The organism is Thalassobacillus sp. B23F22_16 (assembly GCF_043496955.1).
In the GTDB taxonomy this organism is placed as follows: Bacteria; Bacillota; Bacilli; order Bacillales; family Halobacillaceae; genus Thalassobacillus; species Thalassobacillus devorans_A.
On the sequence record NZ_JBIEKD010000011.1, the window covers coordinates 49,893 to 68,047 of the forward strand.

Here is an 18,155-nt window from a genome sequence, read left to right on the forward strand (position 1 = left end):
CGGGAGGAAACCATAATGGATTTGAATAATCAGGCAAAACAGATTTTAGAAGCCATTGGCGGCAAGGAAAATATCAATGCCGCTACCCATTGTGTCACACGCTTGCGGCTGGCTTTGAATGATGAAAGTAAAGTCGATCAGGAAAAGCTTAATAACATAGAGGCAGTAAAAGGTTCTTTCTCAACTAACGGCCAGTTCCAAATTGTAATTGGACAAGGTACAGTCGATAAAGTGTACCAGGAATTGATTTCTCTCACGGGTATCGGTGAACAGACAAAAGAAGATGTCAAAGCAGCATCTTCAGAAAAAATGAATCCGCTTCAAAAGGCGATAAAAGTACTGGCGGACATCTTTATACCGATTCTTCCGGCGATTGTTACCGCTGGTCTATTGATGGGTCTTAACAACATCCTTGCTGGTCCTGGTATTTTTTATGAGGAGCAATCTTTGATTGATGTCTATCCTCAATGGTCCGGTATTGCAGAAATGATCAATCTGATTGCGAATACGGCTTTCGTATTCCTGCCAGGTCTGATTGGCTGGTCGGCCGTGAAAAAGTTCGGCGGCAGTCCATTGTTCGGTATTGTTCTTGGTCTTATTTTAGTTCATCCCGACCTGATGAATGCCTGGGATTATGGTAATGCTTTAAAAGAAGGCAATATCCCGACCTGGAACTTGTTCGGAATGGAAATTGAAAAAATAGGTTACCAGGGGCAGGTGCTGCCAGTCTTGTTAGCTTCCTGGGTGTTGGCTAAATCTGAAGTTTGGCTGCGTAAACGTATACCGGATTCCTTACAATTACTGATTGTTGCTCCGACAACCTTATTAGTGACAGGGTTCTTGACTTTCTTATTCATCGGACCAGCGATGTTCTTTGTCGGAAACTTGCTGACCGATGGATTGGTATCAATTTTTGACCAATTTGCTGCATTAGGTGGTTTGATCTATGGTGGTTTATACGGACTGTTAGTTGTCACTGGTATGCATCATACGTTCCTTGCTGTTGATATACAGCTGGTGGGCAGTACAGGTACAACTTTCCTATGGCCGATGCTTGCATTGTCCAATATCGCGCAAGGTTCTGCAGCATTTGCTATGTTTCTTGCAACCAAGGATGAAAAGTTGAAAGGTCTGGCTTCTACTTCAGGGATTTCAGCGTACCTTGGTATCACGGAACCGGCTTTATTCGGTGTCAACCTGCGTTTTAAATATCCATTTGTAATAGCGCTGATATCTTCTGGTATTGCAGGTATGTATATTACAGTTGCTCGGGTAACTGCTACTTCTATTGGCGTCGGCGGCATCCCTGGTTTCTTGTCGATCAGCGCCGGAAAATGGGGACCTTTCTTCGTAGGAATGGCGATCGTCATCATCCTGCCAATGGTAATCACTTATCTGTGGGCGAAGCGTAGAGGCGATTGCTGATTGTTACCTATGTAACAAACGACTGATTTTTATATGATTAGCTAAGTATTACTATATGTTGGTGGTGTTTTTATGAATCAAGCATGGTGGAAGAAAGCAGTAGTCTATCAGATTTACCCGAAAAGCTTTAACGATACGACAGGGAATGGTGTCGGTGATCTGCAAGGCATCGTGGAAAAACTGGATTATTTGAACGAATTAGGGGTCGACGTCCTTTGGCTGACCCCTCCTTATAAATCTCCGCAGCGGGATAACGGATATGATATCAGTGATTATTATGATATCCATCCGGAATACGGAACGATGAAAGACTTTGATGAATTGATTGCCGGTGTACACGAGCGGGGTATGAAGCTGATTATGGATATCGTCGTCAACCATACATCAACTGACCACGACTGGTTCCAACAGTCGAAGCAATCGAAGGACAATCCGTATCGTGATTACTATATTTGGAGAGATGGCAAAGATGGCGGTCCCCCGAACAACTGGAAATCAAAATTCGGCGGTTCCGCCTGGCAATATGATGAACAGACAGACCAGTATTACTTGCACCTGTTTGATGTCACCCAGGCTGATTTGAATTGGGAAAACGAACAGGTCAGAAAAAGCATTTACGAAATGATGAGCTTTTGGGCGGAAAAAGGCGTGGATGGCTTCCGTTTGGATGTGATCAACTTGATCTCCAAAAATCAGGCATTTCCGGATGATGATGGCAGTGTTGCACCTGGAGACGGGCGTAAGTATTATACAGATGGCCCCCGTGTCCACGAATACATGCAGGAGATGAACCGCGAGGTATTCGCAAAATACGACCTGCTCACCGTAGGAGAAATGTCTTCAACAACCATTGATCATTGTATTCTTTATACACGTCCGGAACGTAAAGAACTGAGCATGACCTTCAATTTCCACCATTTGAAGGTCGATTACCCGAACGGTGAAAAATGGACCGTAGCTGATTTTGATTTTTATGAGCTAAAGAAAATCCTGTCTACATGGCAGAAAGAAATGAATGTCGGAAAAGGCTGGAACGCTTTATTCTGGTGCAACCATGACCAGCCTCGCGTACTGTCCCGATTTGGTGATGACATCAATTACCCAGTAGAGTCAGGAAAAATGCTGGCGACAACCATTCACATGATGCAGGGAACCCCTTATGTCTACCAGGGGGAAGAATTCGGTATGACCAACCCTTACTTTGATACCATTGACCATTACCGGGATGTAGAATCATTGAATATGTATCAAATTTTGAAAGAAGAAGGGGTTACGGAAGAGGAAATCATTGAGATTTTGAAACAGAAATCCCGGGATAACTCCCGGACCCCAGTCCAATGGGATGACAGCAAAAATGCCGGTTTTTCTGAAGCTGAACCTTGGATCGAAGTAGCTGACAACTATGAGAAGGTCAATGCTGAAAAGGCGATGGAACAGAAAGATTCTATATTCTATCATTACCAACAGTTGATTCAACTGCGAAAAGAATATGACATTATCACTTACGGGGATTACGAATGGATTCTTCAGGATGACGAACAGATCTTCGCTTATGTACGTAAGTGGAAGGACGAAACTCTGCTTGTCGTCAACAATTTCTATGGACTGGCCACCCGATTCCAATTGCCTGAGAAGTTTAATGCCCATGGGAAACAAGTGGATATTCTGATCAGCAATTATGAAGATACAAGCAAGAGGATCTTTGATGGAATAGGGTTGAGGCCGTATGAGTCTGTCGTCTATCACATCCACTGATGTTAGAATGATAGCGGTGATACTATGAAAAAGAAATATTTAGATATCTATCATGAGCTTGTGATGGAAATAAGGGAAGGGAATTTTAAAGCGGGAGAAAGGCTGCCCTCGGAACACGAACTTGGCAGCCGTTATGACACCTCCCGCGAAACCATCCGGAAAGCCCTTCATTTATTGGCGCAAAATGGTTATATACAAAAAGTGAGGGGAAAGGGATCCATTGTTCTGGATTTAGGCAAATATGAATTCCCTGTCTCCGGTTTGACCAGTTTTAAAGAATTGACCCATCACTCCGGCCAGACGATCCGAACAAAGGTACATGAGTTATACCAATTGGAATCTGACGGGAAGATTGCAGAACTGTTAGATAATACGAACAATGCACCGATCTGGCGCCTCGTTCGTTCCAGAGAAATAGACGGTGAAAAAGTTATCTTGGATAAAGACTATATCCGGGAAGATATTGTGCCTGGGCTGACAAAGGAAGTTTGTGAAAATTCGTTATACGAATATATCGAAAATAAATTAGAACTTGTCATCGGCTATGCTAAAAAAGAAATAGTGGTAGAAACTGTCACACAAGAAGATCGTGAATTGCTTGACGTCGAGGAGCATGATCAGATGGTCGTTATCCGGAGCTTTGTATTCCTTGAAGATACCACGTTATTTCAATTCACAGAATCCAGGCATCGACCGGATAAGTTCAGGTTCGTAGACTTCGCCCGTCGTAGTAAATAATTATAATAAGCCTCTAGTGAGTAACTGCTTCGTGCAATTTCTTGCTGGAGGTATTTTTATTCATGGGAATTATTACGCTTGGATAAACATACATTTTCCTTTATGATGAAGGATAGACTATGAATGACCTTTAGAAATGGGTGAGCAGCAATGATGCAAATAGGAGCTACAGCTAAAATGGCTAAAGAATTGAAGCGGGAGATCCAGTCGGCTGACTCCGTGGAGGTACCAAAAATCTATCAATGGCACATGAATTTTTTTACCATCCAGAGAAGAAAATGTGTACTTTTGATGAATGACCAGACAGGATTGAACCTTACGTTATTCGGATTGAAACAGGAACAATTCAAAAATATCGACCAGGTTCTGATGGGCTCGTTAAGAGAACTATTGAGGCTGTTAAAGGTCGACCAGACGATTATTGATGATTTTCTGGAAGCTGGCCAGGAAATTGTTTATACAAAGACACATGACCGCCGAGTGCTTGGTATGATGAATGAAGTGAAGTCTTATATGGAGCATGGGATAAGAGATCAATCGTATGATGAAATTGATGCAATAAAGGTTAATGAAGAGAATAATCAGATCATTTTATCCCCATTGAAAAAAATGGTCCCGCTGGATACGCTAAATGACTACTTTCATGAAAAATAATGAATGCCACCAATGAACATACACCTTTGTCTTATATCATAGACAATCTGGTGAAGTTCATATGGTGGTTTTTTTCTGTTAAAATTCGTTGTTGATATTACAGTAAAGCTCCCTTTACTTGAAGACTCAGTGTTCATCCCACTGGACTTTAATAAGCTTCTTGAATAGACACCGTACGAAGGAAATGCGTATCATTTTTGAGGAGTCTCGCAATTTCCCGGACCTCCTTGCGTTTAACAGAGCCTAACGAAAAAAATCGTTGGGTTTAAATATTTCACAAACGGCTATGGGTATAATATAACCAAAATTATTGATAAGCATATGTGTTTACTATATACCTGTAAGGGTATATAATGAATGTAAAATGAAAACACAAGAAACGGAGGTATTTCATGTATTTCAAATATTTTTTCGATGAAAATCTTGCACAAATGTCCTATATGGTAGGTTGCCAGGCAACTGGAGAAGCACTGGTTGTCGATCCTGCCCGCGATATTACGCCTTATCTGGAAACAGCAGAAGCAGAAGGATTTAACATCACAGCTACAACAGAAACGCATATTCACGCTGACTTCGTCTCGGGAGCCCGTGAATTATCCAAACGTACCAACGCTAAACTTTATCTATCCAATGAAGGCGGAGGAGACTGGAAGTATCAGTATCTGAATGATGTCGATCATGAGCTGCTAAACGATGGCGATAAGTTTTATATCGGTAAAGTACGCTTGGATGTCATGCATACACCGGGTCATACACCAGAAAGTATATCCTTCTTGTTAACAGATGAAGGCGGTGGTTCCGAAGTGCCAATGGGTATCTTTACCGGTGACTTCGTATTTGTCGGTGATGTAGGACGTCCTGACTTGCTTGAAAAAGCGGCCGGAGAAGAAGGTACCTCTGAAAAAGGTGCTCACCAAATGTTCGAATCCTTGAAAAAGTTCAAAGAGCTTCCTGACTATGTACAGCTATGGCCAGGACATGGTGCCGGCAGTGCCTGTGGTAAGTCTCTTGGTGCTGTGCCAACTTCAACCGTAGGTTATGAAAAAATCAATAACTGGGCGGTCAAAGAGGAAAATAAAGATGATTTTGTGAAAAACCTTCTTGATGGTCAGCCTGAACCGCCAAAATACTTTGCAATGATGAAGAAAATCAACAAAGAGGGACCAGACTTCCTGGAGGACAAAGATTTAGAGCAAATTTCTATTGATAAATTAGAAGACTATAAGAAAGAGGATGCTATCATTCTGGATACGCGTCCAAAGCAGGAATTTGCCAAGGGTCACTTGGAAGAAACAATCAATATTCCATTCAATAAATCTTTTGCCAACTGGGCAGGCTGGATGATGGATTATGATAAAGATATTATATTGATTGCTAACGAGGAAGACACGTATGATATCAACCTCATTTTGCAATCCATCGGCCTCGATCGAGCTGTCGCTTATGTAAAAGCAGAAGAGGTATCCAAACAGTCCAACCTGGAAACGTATGAAAACATTTCACCAAAAGAACTGCATGAACAATATAGTAATGATGATGACTATGTTACCATTGACGTCCGTGAAGAGTCTGAGTGGAATGATGGACACCTGGAAGATGCCAAGCACATCTTTATCGGTACACTTCCAGATCGATTGGATGAAATCCCTGAAGGAAAAACACCAATTGTTCATTGCTTATCTGGTGCACGCTCTGCTATTGCGACAAGTGTCTTGCAGAAAAACGGCTATAAAGATGTCAAAAACCTTGAAGGCGGCTTTGACGCCTGGGTAAAAGAAGATATGCCAGTAGTAGAAGAAAAATAATGATATGATATGCACTCGCAGCTAATGCGGGTGCATTTTTTTATGATTAATGATGTTTAGTCGTCAGTTTGTATATTCCTCAACCGGAACTTAATGGAGTGAAAAGTATTTCTAATAAAATATAGCGAATACTATTAGTCGGGCACGGGTAAAGACATATACAGGATAATACTGTGTCAAATGTAAATACTTACTAGTTATTCATGAAAAGGAGGAATAAGATGGGGTTGAATGTAGCGCAAAAATTGATTAAGGACCATCTGGTCTCGGGTGAAATGACCCCGGGCGCAGAAATTGGTTTGAAAATTGACCAGACATTGACCCAGGATGCTACAGGGACAATGGTCATGTTAGAGTTAGAAGCGATGGGGGTCGATCGGGCGAAAACGGAAGCATCTGCCCAGTATGTCGACCACAATTTGATTCAAGAGGATAGTAAAAACCCGGATGACCATTTGTTTCTGCAAAGTGCTGCAAAACGATTCGGCCTTTATTATAGCAAACCCGGGAACGGAGTCAGCCACCCTGTTCATATGCAGCGCTTAGCAAGACCCGGAAAAACTTTATTGGGTTCAGACAGTCATACATGCGCGAATGGTTGTATGGGAATGCTGGCAATCGGAGCTGGAGGTATCGATGTGGCCATGGCAATAGCTGGAGAGCCATTTTATGTTAAAATGCCGAAAGTATGGGGCGTAAAAGTGACGGGGGAGCTGCCTGAGTGGGTAAGTGCTAAAGACGTCATTTTGGAAATGCTCCGAAGGCATGGAGTCAAAGCAGCAGCTAACCATGTATTTGAATATTATGGTCCTGGAGTTAAGAACCTTTCTGCTATGGATCGCCATGTTATCGCCAACATGGGAGCAGAACTTGGAGCTACCGGCACAGTTTTTCCATCTGATGAAGAAACAAGAAGATTCATGAAGCAGGAGCAAAGGGAAGATGAGTGGATCGAACTTGTTGCAGATGAAGGTGCTACTTATGATTTAGAAGAAGAAATCAACCTGTCCGAGTTGGAGCCGATGATTGCCAAGCCCACAAGTCCAGGAAATGTAGTGCCTGTCCGTGAAGTAGCGGGCGAACCAATTTATCAGTCCTATATCGGGTCTTCAGCAAATCCTGGTTATCGCGATTTTGCTATCGCTTCAAAAATAGTGGAAGGTCGCAAAGTTGCTGAAAATGTTTCGTTTGATTTAAACCCTACATCCCGCCAAATGTTGCTTGACCTTTCGAAGGAGGGGCACATTGCGAACTTTATCCAGGCAGGCGGACGATTGCACCAGGCTGGCTGTAACGGTTGTATTGGAATGGGGCAGGCACCGGCTACAGGCAGGAATAGTTTGCGGACGACCCCGCGTAACTTCCCGGGAAGGTCAGGTACAAAAGAAGACCGCGTATTTCTAGTCAGTCCCGAAACCGCTGCTGCTTCTGCGCTTACTGGGGTGATTACGGATCCAAGAACACTTGATATGAAATATCCAAAAGTGGATGAACCGAAAAATCCGACAGTTGACGTCGATTTACTCCAGGAGCCACTCCCGGAAGAAGAAGCGAAGCAGGTAGAACTGGTGAAAGGGCCTAATATTGCTACGATACCTAAAATGGACGCACTTCCTGAAGATTTGGAAGTTCCTATTCTTCTAAAAATGGGCGATGACATCTCCACAGATGAAATTTTGGCAGGAGGAGCAAGGGTCTTGCCATACCGAAGCAACCTTCCGGAAATCAGTAAGTTTTGTTTTGAAATTGTAGATGAGACTTATTATGATCGGGCAATGAAAATTCGCGACCAGGGTGGTCATGCTATCGTTGGAGGTCAAAACTATGGGCAAGGATCCAGTCGTGAGCATGCTGCCTTAGCTCCCCGGTATTTAGGGTTGAAAGTAGCTATTGTGAAAGACTTTGCCAGAATTCACTGGCAGAACCTGGCCAACTTCGGTATATTACCCGTTACTTTTGTCAATGAAGAAGATTGGAATGTTCTTGAACAAGGGGATATTCTGCAATTCAATCAGCTGCGGGATAAAATTCAGGAAAGTAATCAATTGGAAGTGAAGGTGAAAGGGAAAGACAAAACAATTAAAGTAGAGCACGCTTTATCACCAAGACAGTTAGAATTCATCTTGATGGGCGGCTTGATCAATTGGGTGAAAGAACGATTGAACAGGTGATAGGAGAGTTTGTTAAAGGGCGCAGGAAACTGCGTCCTTTTTTATACTTTAAGAATGTTTAACTTTGTTAAAGGATTAAAGTATAAGAAAATCTAAGGCTTTCGCCATAAGTACTTGGCGATAAGCCAAGTTTTTCTAATGGAATATATGAAGGAGGTCATAAAGAGGTTATCGGGTAGAGGGGAAACTTGGGGATGTTTTTCCTCTTTTGTCTTCCCTGCGTCTCAGTTCATTTTTCAATAGCTTTATAAAATCCTCGTCTACATTTAACTGGAGGGCAGCGCGATAGGCTTGTACCAGCATTTCATAAGATAGGTTTTCCATGCGTTCGACTCCTTTCACCCCGTCAGGAAAGCCTGGTTGAACATGTAGCTGCCCCAATGATAGTACCTGGTGGATCGTAAATTGGCTGTGCGTAAATATCATAGGTGACAAGCTCTTCGTGAAGGGGAAAGCTTATCTGTTTTCTGAGGGGCTTTCCGTTATGGATTACATCTTGTTTCATTTTCATCAATTCTAATGTTCCTTCGTTTTCATCCAATTCATCATCCCTTTTCCCGAGGAGAATTTCTTCACCGTGGGGAGGGGGAGCATTAAAAACCCAAGTATAGCGCAAATCTCTTCCGCAATGGGCGAGAACTATCGGGGAATGCAGTAATGCCGTTTGAAACGGGTCGCTGATATGCTCCGTGAAAAATACCGAAGGATGAATATGAAAAAAATCAGCGATTTGTTTGGCGACAAAAATACTAGGATTTCTTGTTCCGTTTTCGATTTGTGCATAATAGGCTCGATCGATATGAACCTTGGATGCTACTTCCTGCTGGGTATACCTTTTTTCTTTTCTAAGCTTGATCAGCCATGTTCTCATTTAACCGCTTCCTCACTGTAGCCATACTTCTATACAAACTTAATTCGGCATTATCATAAGATTTCCTTGTGGCAAATTGCAACAATAATAGAAAAGTATGAAAAAATATAGGTCTTAGGTAATTTAGCTACATGTTTAGTGTCACAACCATGTTTAGAACCTTTATTTTAGACTATCAGAAGTCAAATAAGTAAGAATCGGTGGTGCTCCTGGGTTAATCCTGATAATATAAAGTTTAAAAGATTGTTGAAGGGTAGCGTTATTCATGACTTGGGAAATACTTAATATTGTCGCCGTAGCAGCTTTCGCTTTTAGTGGAGCGATTGTTGCTTTAAGTGAGCGTTACGATATATTCGGGACATTTATGCTGGGGATTGCCACGCCTTTCGCTGGGGGAATAATAAGGAATATTGCGCTGGATGTACCTGTCGTTCACGTATGGGAACAGGGATATCTTTTCTACATAGCTGTAGCAACCATAGCCATCGTCTATTTTTTTCCGAAAAGCTGGGTGCTATTCTGGGATCGCTGGAATATTTACCTTGATGCTATTGGACTATCAGCTTTTGCTCTTCAGGGTGGCGCTTTTGCGGTGGCCGCTGGATTTCCGTTAGGGGGCGTCATTTTTGCTGCCATTTTGACGGGGGTTGGCGGAGGAATGACCAGAGATGTATTGGCGCAGCGGAAGCCGATGGTGCTGCACCAGGAGATTTATGCGGTATGGGCAATGTTTGCCGGGTTAGCCATCGGCTTAGGATGGGTGGATATCAATCATACCTTTGAAATGTACCTCCTGTTTTTTGTAATTATTTTGTTACGTGTGCTTTCCTACCATCTCGGCTGGCACCTGCGTTTCCGAGACCTTTACCGAATGTAAAGCTTATTATTCTAACAAAAAAAGAAAAAAATAACTTTAGCTTTCCATAAGCATCACAAAAAATCGAGTATAAAATCTATCCGATTTCATACTCGATTATCTGTCAAAAGATGTTTATATACGGAAGAGGTCACCGGAGAGATAGCGTTCGCCTGTATCCGGGGCGATAGCAACGACAATATCACCGGGCTCTTTCTGTTTTGCTGTCTGGATAGCTGCATAGCATGCAGCTCCTGCAGAAGTTCCTACTAAAATACCTTCTTCACGTGCCAGACGTCGGGTGATGTCATAGGCATCATCATCTTCTATCTTAAAGATTTCATCATAAACATCCTGGTTGAGGATACTCGGAATAAACCCTGGACTTGTGCCCACTAGTTTATGCTTTCCAGGTTTACCTCCTGATAAAACAGGGGAGCCAGCTGGTTCTGCTACATGAATCGTCATATCTTTGAAATGTTTTTTAAGCTCTTCACCGGTACCTGTGATCGTACCTCCTGTTCCAGCGGTTGAAACAAAGGCGGATAACGGTTTACCGAGCTTTTCCATAGCCTTGATAATTTCTGTAGCTGTTGTATGACGATGGGCGTCCGGGTTTGCTTCGTTTTCAAATTGCATTGGCATAAAACCACCCGGTGTTTCTGCGACTAACTCTTTTGCCTTTTCAATCGCTCCTGGCATTTTATCTGCTCCTGGTGTCAAAACAATTTCAGCACCGTAGGCTTTTAATAAATTGATCCGCTCCTGGGTCATGGTATCAGGCATGACCAAAATAGCGCGATAGCCTTTTGCGGCAGCATTCATAGCCAGACCTATACCGGTATTGCCGCTGGTCGGTTCGATGATAACCGATCCTTCCTTTAAATGCCCGGCTTTTTCAGCCTCTACAATCATATTATAAGCTGCCCGGTCTTTGACACTTCCACTTGGATTGAACATTTCCAGTTTCAAGTAGATATCCGCTCCGTTTTCCGGTGACAGCCGATTCAATTTGACTAAGGGTGTATCTCCGATTAGTTCAGCCATGTTATTTACTACTTTCATGTCGTCACATCCTTTAGGTCTGTATATATCATTGATTTTAACATATCATAACGTCTAATACCTACGAATGTGATAGGGATTAGCCTGCGCAAACAAAAAAGGACACAAAAGTGCCCTTTACATATTGTATCTGTTTTCAACGTATAGTAAAATAAGAAACGTCTATCCATTTTATGACGATTTAATTATAAATATCCAATTATAATTTTACAGCATTGAAAATCTCTTGTCAAGTGGAACAGATAAAAAGTTGGGGAGTGAGGCCGATGGAGAAGAAAAGTATATGGGAGCTTGAACAATCACGTGTCGATAATATTATTGAGCTAATCCGTACAAAAAGGACGGCTCTTGAACAGAACACGGGACAACTGAAAGAAAATATAATTGATCTACGTAAAAACTTCTGGGACGATGTTACCGTCAATATCGATGAACCGGACGAAGTGATTGAAACGTATGCCAGTATAAAGCAGCAGGCAGAACTATTGTCTGAGCGTGAAAGAAGCCACGGTCAATTTTATAAGTCAATCAAACTATATAATCGCCTGGAAGATTCCCCTTATTTTGCCCGAATTGATTTTACAGAAGATGGAGGCGAAAAAGAAACGGTATATATAGGAATTGGTTCCTTGGTGGATAAAAAAGAAGATGATTTCCTTATCTATGACTGGCGAGCCCCTATATCAAGCATGTATTACGACTATTCCCCAGGAGCGGCTGAATATGAAACACCAGAAGGCAAGATAGAAGGTGAAATGGACTTAAAGCGCCAATTCCTGATTCGGAAGGGTAAGATAACCGGACTATTTGACACCGGCATCACTATTGGAGATGCATTGCTCCAGCAGGTACTTGGCGGAAATGCATCATCACAGATGAAAAGTATTGTTGCCACCATCCAGAGAGAACAGAATCGGATCATACGTTATGAGAAGAATAAAATGCTTGTCGTGCAAGGTGTTGCGGGAAGTGGAAAAACTTCTGCTGCGATGCAGCGGATTGCTTATTTGCTCTACCGCTACCGGAAAACAATTCGTGCCGATCAAGTGTTATTATTTTCTCCCAATCAAATGTTCATCAGCTATGTTTCATCCGTTCTTCCTGAATTGGGAGAAGAGAACATGAGACAGAATACATTTCAGGAATATGCAGCACAGCGCCTGGATGATGAATATAAATTAGAAACGCCGTTTGAACAGTTAGAATATCTGTTAACTTCTCAAGATGATGGCGCTGACGCCCGAATCGATGGCATTCATTTCAAGGCTGGGTTGGAATTCAAGCACTTGATTGATGAATATGTTAAAGATCTTGCTAAAAAAGGAATGCATTTTCGCAATATAAAGTTCCGCGGGGAGCGGATAGTCACGGCTAATGAAATTTCTAACTATTTTTATCAGCTGGATGCTGCTATGTCTATTCCGAACAAAATAGAACAGGTTATGGAGTGGCTGCTGGAAAAAGTTAAGAAACTGGAGAAGCGGGAGATTGAGAAAGATTGGCCGGTAGAAGAAGCTGCTTTCATGGACAAAAAAGATTATCTGGATGCCTACAAGTCATTGCAAAAGAATCAGCAATTCAACGAAGAGACATTTGATGACTATCAAAGAGAAGAGGAGCTCCTGACGAGGGTAGTAGTAGAGCGAAGCCTGCGACCGTTAAGAAAGAAAATAAAAAAGCTGAAATTCATTCATTTACGGAAAATTTACCAAGGGCTATATGAGCACGATTTGCCTGTTTCCTATCCGGATAATTGGAAACGGATAGGCGAGAAGTCTATCGCTGCTTTACAATCTAACATACTCCATGCGGAAGAGGTCACTCCTTATTTATACTTGCAGGATCAAATCGAGGGCAGGAAGATTAATCCGGTTATCCAATATGTGTTCATTGACGAAGCGCAGGATTATACTCCTTTTCAGTTTGAGTTCATCAGACAATTGTTCCCAAATGCACATTTTACATTATTAGGCGATTACAATCAGGCGATATTGGCTAATGTAGGAGAATCACCGACCATATTAGAAGCTGCAGGTGGTTATGAGCATGTAGAACGAATGAAATTGATGCGCAGCTATCGTTCCACCAAGCCAATCGTAGAATTTACAAGTAAGATTGTGCCGGGTTGGCATGAAATCCAGGCATTCAATCGTGACGGCAGGCTGCCGCGCATTCACTTAGCTGTTAGTGAGTCCAGTCAGTTGGACCAAATAAAAGCAACTATCCGTGAGAGGCAGCAAGAAGGGCAGGAGACGATTGCAATTCTTGGTCGCACCAAAGAGGAATGTAAGCACATTGCGTCAAGCCTGCAAGATGAATTTTCTCCTCGTTTTATTTATAAAGAGTCACAGACTTTTGAGAAGGGGCTGATGGTCCTTCCGGTTTATTTAGCGAAAGGGATAGAATTTGATTCTGTCATTATTCCGGATGCATCGGCAGCCACCTACTATCGTGAAAATGAACGAAAGCTGTTTTATACCGCTTGTACAAGAGCGATGCATGAATTGGACATTTGTTATCGCGGTGAAATGAGTCCGTTTTTAAAACAAATCCCATCAGAACTATATGAGTAAATATGAAACCACCCGTCAGAAAAGCTGGCGGGTGGTTTCATGTTAAAAGTTTTCCTGGGCGAAGTCGTGAGCAAACCGGAAACTATGGTTCGGCACACGAATTTTAAAAGCCAATTGGTTCGTTTTAAGGTTGAAGCGATCTACTCTAAGATCGAAGTTACTTGCTGGCTTCATATCGGTGACCGCTACGTAGATATTTTCTTCATTTGGGTTGACGATGACCCATTCCGGCAGGTCAAAACTCTTATCGACATACTCTAATACTTTTTTATTAGGCAAAGGAAGCTTTCCAAGCGATATGCCTTCCTGCTGGAGAATGACATCGCCATTTTCCTGAACGATCGGTTCAAAGCTGACGGTCAAAGGTATCTTCTGATCGAAGGCTTTAATGTTGCCTTTCAATTCAACATTGCGTTCCAGTGAAACGGAAAAATTCATATCTTCGTCACTCGGGAGTTCATTTAAAAATTCATTGACAAGCTGCTCCATATTTTCCTTTGTCGAAACAATCGTAAATTCCGCTTCATCGCTCTGCTCCTGGTTGTCTACATTGACGAGGGTGTAGGAAGTCGGTAAAAAAATCATAGCCAGAATCCATAGAACAATACCGATATTCAATGCGGCCAAGGCCAAAAATAATACTTTCCATTTATTTTTAAAGTCTAAGGCTTTCATAGCATTCCACCTGATAGATGATAAATTTTTTTACCGGACTATTCGTTCCGTTCGATGTCCGGTCTTATATATTCTAACACGCGTTCGGCAATAAGTTTATAGCCTTTTGTATTTGGATGGAAATGATCTTCCCAAAGTAAGGTTTCTTCCGGATTTACGAAGAGGTCTTCAATCGGTATGAACGTAACCTCTTCATATTCTTCTGAAACTTTAATCCCTATTTGGTTCCAGTCGCTCATGATGTCTCCCATTTCCGGGATATTGTTGAAATAACCGGCGAAAGGGTTGAAGAGGCCAAGGTGATAAATGCTCGCATCAGGGTTTTTCTCAAGAATCATTTGGAAAATCTCATTCAGATTTTGTTCGTATTGGTCATGCTGCTTAACAAAGTCCTGGTAATCAAGGTCCTGAAAGTTGTCTTTGATCACTTTCATGACATCGTTAGCACCAATTGTAATTAAAACGATATCGGCATCCTCCAGGGAACTTGATATTTCTTCTGTTTTCATACGTTCGATGAGCTGATCGGTACGGTTTCCCCGCTTTCCATAATTCTCAATCATTAAATTGGGATTAAGCTCTTCATTTTTCAAATTATCTTCCAGGATACCAACATACCCACCGTTATCAGTATCATCACCGACTCCTTGGGTCAATGAATCTCCAACTGCTACAATTTTTAAATCTTTTTTAATAAATAAACCGACAGCGCTTTCTAGCGCATTGGTAAAGGATTCTTTCAGATCCTCCCCAATACTATGTTCCTCTTCAGAGGATTCAGCTTCATCACTATCTTCTTCAGTAGTATCATTATTTTTGTCTGCTTGCTCTTGTGTTTCCTGGGGCGTATCATTATTATTACCAGGCTGTTCTTGGGTGGTAGTTATAATAAAAAGGCCTGTCAATAAGATGATGGCCACAATTCCGGATACGAACCATTTATTTTTCACAGTATCACACCTGTATTATGTGTTTTAGTATCTCTATTATATGCTGAATCAACGGGTTGTGGAAATTATTTTGATTCTTACTAATAGTAATATTCTAGCAGACAAACGTTTATTAATTGTTTCGATAAATTTTGAAAGAACATGTCCGTGACTAAAGGATTTCCTATAATTGAAGGTGAAAATAATGAATGAAATGAAGATTTCTGTCCGATCGTTAGTTGAATATGTCTATCGTGGCGGAAATATTGATAACCGCTTCCGTTCAAGCAGTTCTTTAATGGAAGGAACGCTGATTCATCAACATGTACAGCGGGAGTATAAAAGGGAAGATGAAAAAGAGGTATTTTTAAAAACAGATTTTCATAGCGGCGATATGAAAATCATTGTGCATGGCCGTTGTGACGGATTATTAAAAACGGATAATGGGGTGGTGATCGACGAAATTAAATCAACCTCCATGCCTTTGGATGAATTGACGGAAGAAAGTTTCCCTGTCTATTGGGCTCAGGCAAAAGGGTATGCCTATATTTATGCCCTGGATCATAAATTGGATGAAATTCATGTACAGGTGACTTATGTTCAAAAAACAACGAAAGAAAAGAAGCGGTTTATTCAAACCTGCCGATTTGAGGAACTATCCGATTTTATGGAAGAAACGATTGCAGCCTATACATCTTATGCAAGGATTTTAGTTCATATTAGAGAGGAGAAAACTAAGAGCATTCCTGATTTGGATTTTCCCTTTCCATCTTACCGGTCAGGACAACGGAAACTCGCAGGTGCTGTTTATAAAACACTTAAAGAAGAGCGCAATTTATTTGGCCAGGCCCCGACTGGCATTGGGAAAACGGTGTCGACATTGTTCCCTGCCATCAAAGCTATGAGAGATTCTGATACCGAACGGCTTTTTTATTTGACGGCGAAAACGATTACCCGGATGACTGCGGAAGAAGCTTTGGCTCTAATGGAAGAGAAGGGCCTGCGGCTTCGTTCGGTTACATTAACAGCAAAAGACAAGATTTGCTTTCAGGAAGAAACTATTTGCCAGCCGGAATACTGTGAATATGCAGATGGCTACTATGACCGGGTGAACGAAGCGATGGTAGATATTCTTCGCAATGAAACCCGGATGACACGTAACGTAATAGAGGACTATGCAAGAAAGCATCGGGTGTGTCCATTTGAATTTTCCCTGGATCTTGCCTATATCGTAGATGTAGTGATTGGTGACTATAATTACATTTTTGACCCCAGGGTTTCTTTAAAACGAATGGTTCAGGAGGACAGAAAAGAAACCGCACTTCTTATCGACGAGGCCCATAATCTTGTAGAAAGGTCACGGGAAATGTTTTCCGCCGAATTGTCTGGAGGTCCCTTCTATGACCTTCAGGAGCTTTATCATGGGGGAGAACTGGCTGAAGCCGTTGAATACGTAAGTGCTGCTTTTGATTATTTGATAAAGGACCATAGGGGTGATGATTCCTTTATTTTAGAAGAAGTTCCAGGAATGATAGAAGAAGCTGTTGAACACTTCACCACAAAAGCCGAGTTAGAGTTGCGGGAAGAACCGGAACGGCATGAAAATGATTTGTTATTAGAAACATACTTTGCAGCACAGAATTTCTTGAAAGTTCTGCAGCTGGTAGATGATCATTACGTCATCTATGGGATGATAGAAAAAAACGATCTGCTACTTCGATTGTTTTGTGTCGATCCTTCCTATTTGCTGAGAGAAGTAACTAAGAACTATCGTGCTTCTGTGTTTTTTTCGGCAACATTGTCACCATTTGCCTATTATAAAGATATGCTTGGAGGCAGAAAAGAAGATTACATTCTCCAGCTGGCCTCCCCGTATGATTATGAACAAGTGGATATAACGATCCAGCCTCTATCGACAAGGTATAAAGATCGCGAAAGAACAAGCATACAGTTGGCAGAAAGCTTATATAGTATGGTCGATACTGTTAAAGGAAATCATTTATTTTTCTTTCCTTCCTATCATTATATGGAACTTGTCTATGCCGAATGGTTGAAACGGAACAGGCAAGGCAAGAAGTACCGCTCTATTATCCAGAGTCAAGGTATGACAGAGCAGGAAAGGGATGACTTTCTCGGCAGCTTCCAGGAAGGGGATGAACAGAAGCTGGTAGGTTTTGCTGTGTTGGGCGGCGTTTTTTCCGAAGGGGTCGATTTGAGAGGTGACCGTTTGAACGGTGTTGCCGTTGTAGGGATAGGGTTGTCTCCAACAAGTATGGAACGGAATTTAATCAAGGACCATTTTAACGCAAAAGGTAAACCGGGGTATGATTATGCTTATGTTTACCCGGGGATGAATAAAGTGCTGCAAGCTGGTGGAAGATTGATACGATCGGAAAAAGACCATGGGGCGATACTGTTAGTCGATGATCGCTTTCTTACCAATAAATATTTAAGTCTTTTCCCGCCTGAATGGTCTCATTACCAGGTGGGAAATGGATCGAAAACATGATTATTTCCCCGGAAATAATCATGTTTTGTAAGTTTTTGCGAAAACGATGCACGCTTTCTCTGAAAGAGGCTGCATCGTTTTTTGTATAACGGAAAGAATATGGATAAATAACTAAACAGGCGTGAAATA

The 18,155-nt window shown here is 41.9% G+C and carries 14 protein-coding genes; 9 read left to right on the forward strand and 5 right to left on the reverse strand.

Features of this window, described 5'->3' with window-relative positions; translation table 11 throughout:
* Positions 1–15: 15 nt before the first annotated feature.
* The 6 genes from treP (at position 16) to ACGTNI_RS10425 (ending at position 8,548) form a co-directional block, all read left to right on the forward strand.
* Positions 16–1,425, forward strand: a complete 1,410-nt coding sequence (gene treP, locus ACGTNI_RS10400) for a PTS system trehalose-specific EIIBC component (protein ID WP_394462156.1) — start codon at positions 16–18, stop codon at positions 1,423–1,425.
* A 72-nt stretch (positions 1,426–1,497) separates the two neighbouring features.
* Positions 1,498–3,180 (forward strand): alpha,alpha-phosphotrehalase, encoded by a 1,683-nt coding sequence (gene treC / locus ACGTNI_RS10405; RefSeq protein ID WP_394462158.1) that lies wholly within the window; start codon positions 1,498–1,500, stop codon positions 3,178–3,180.
* Between the two features lie 24 nt (positions 3,181–3,204).
* Entirely contained in the window at positions 3,205–3,918 is a 714-nt protein-coding gene (gene treR, locus ACGTNI_RS10410) for a trehalose operon repressor (RefSeq protein ID WP_394462160.1), read from the forward strand.
* 150 nt (positions 3,919–4,068) lie between these two features.
* Positions 4,069–4,572 carry a DUF6933 domain-containing protein gene (locus ACGTNI_RS10415; RefSeq protein ID WP_394462162.1) on the forward strand — a complete coding sequence of 168 codons (504 nt, stop codon included), beginning with the start codon at positions 4,069–4,071 and terminating at the stop codon, positions 4,570–4,572.
* Positions 4,573–4,964: 392 nt separating this feature from the next.
* Entirely contained in the window at positions 4,965–6,377 is a 1,413-nt protein-coding gene (locus ACGTNI_RS10420; RefSeq protein ID WP_394462164.1) for an MBL fold metallo-hydrolase, read from the forward strand.
* 221 nt (positions 6,378–6,598) lie between these two features.
* On the forward strand, positions 6,599–8,548 hold the full coding sequence (locus ACGTNI_RS10425) for an aconitate hydratase (RefSeq protein WP_394462166.1): 1,950 nt from the start codon (positions 6,599–6,601) through the stop codon (positions 8,546–8,548).
* Between the two features lie 168 nt (positions 8,549–8,716).
* Here the strand turns inward: ACGTNI_RS10425 and ACGTNI_RS10430 are convergent, their stop codons facing one another.
* Together ACGTNI_RS10430 and ACGTNI_RS10435 are read right to left on the reverse strand one after the other, a co-directional pair.
* Complete coding sequence (locus ACGTNI_RS10430) at positions 8,717–8,872, reverse strand: sporulation histidine kinase inhibitor Sda (RefSeq protein WP_139823763.1); 156 nt, start codon at positions 8,870–8,872, stop codon at positions 8,717–8,719.
* A 22-nt stretch (positions 8,873–8,894) separates the two neighbouring features.
* The gene (locus ACGTNI_RS10435; RefSeq protein WP_085506401.1) at positions 8,895–9,419 is read right to left on the reverse strand and encodes a helix-turn-helix transcriptional regulator; all 525 of its coding nucleotides are present in this window, start codon (positions 9,417–9,419) and stop codon (positions 8,895–8,897) included.
* Positions 9,420–9,684: 265 nt separating this feature from the next.
* On the opposite strand from ACGTNI_RS10435, the gene ACGTNI_RS10440 reads away from it, so the two are divergent.
* Positions 9,685–10,296, forward strand: coding sequence for a trimeric intracellular cation channel family protein (locus ACGTNI_RS10440; RefSeq protein WP_062442836.1), 612 nt, complete (start codon positions 9,685–9,687; stop codon positions 10,294–10,296).
* Between the two features lie 114 nt (positions 10,297–10,410).
* On the opposite strand, the gene cysK is transcribed toward ACGTNI_RS10440, so the two are convergent.
* Positions 10,411–11,340 (reverse strand): cysteine synthase A, encoded by a 930-nt coding sequence (gene cysK / locus ACGTNI_RS10445; protein ID WP_085506400.1) that lies wholly within the window; start codon positions 11,338–11,340, stop codon positions 10,411–10,413.
* A gap of 266 nt (positions 11,341–11,606) precedes the next feature.
* Here cysK and helD point away from each other — a divergent pair, with 266 nt between their 5' ends.
* Positions 11,607–13,913 (forward strand): RNA polymerase recycling motor HelD, encoded by a 2,307-nt coding sequence (gene helD / locus ACGTNI_RS10450; protein WP_394462169.1) that lies wholly within the window; start codon positions 11,607–11,609, stop codon positions 13,911–13,913.
* 42 nt (positions 13,914–13,955) lie between these two features.
* Here the strand turns inward: helD and ACGTNI_RS10455 are convergent, their stop codons facing one another.
* Both ACGTNI_RS10455 and ACGTNI_RS10460 read right to left on the reverse strand, forming a co-directional pair.
* Positions 13,956–14,588, reverse strand: a complete 633-nt coding sequence (locus ACGTNI_RS10455; protein ID WP_394462171.1) for a YpmS family protein — start codon at positions 14,586–14,588, stop codon at positions 13,956–13,958.
* A 38-nt stretch (positions 14,589–14,626) separates the two neighbouring features.
* Positions 14,627–15,538, reverse strand: a complete 912-nt coding sequence (locus ACGTNI_RS10460; protein WP_394462173.1) for an SGNH/GDSL hydrolase family protein — start codon at positions 15,536–15,538, stop codon at positions 14,627–14,629.
* Between the two features lie 184 nt (positions 15,539–15,722).
* Here ACGTNI_RS10460 and ACGTNI_RS10465 point away from each other — a divergent pair, with 184 nt between their 5' ends.
* Positions 15,723–18,026 (forward strand): helicase C-terminal domain-containing protein, encoded by a 2,304-nt coding sequence (locus ACGTNI_RS10465; protein WP_394462175.1) that lies wholly within the window; start codon positions 15,723–15,725, stop codon positions 18,024–18,026.
* Positions 18,027–18,155: the final 129 nt, after the last annotated feature.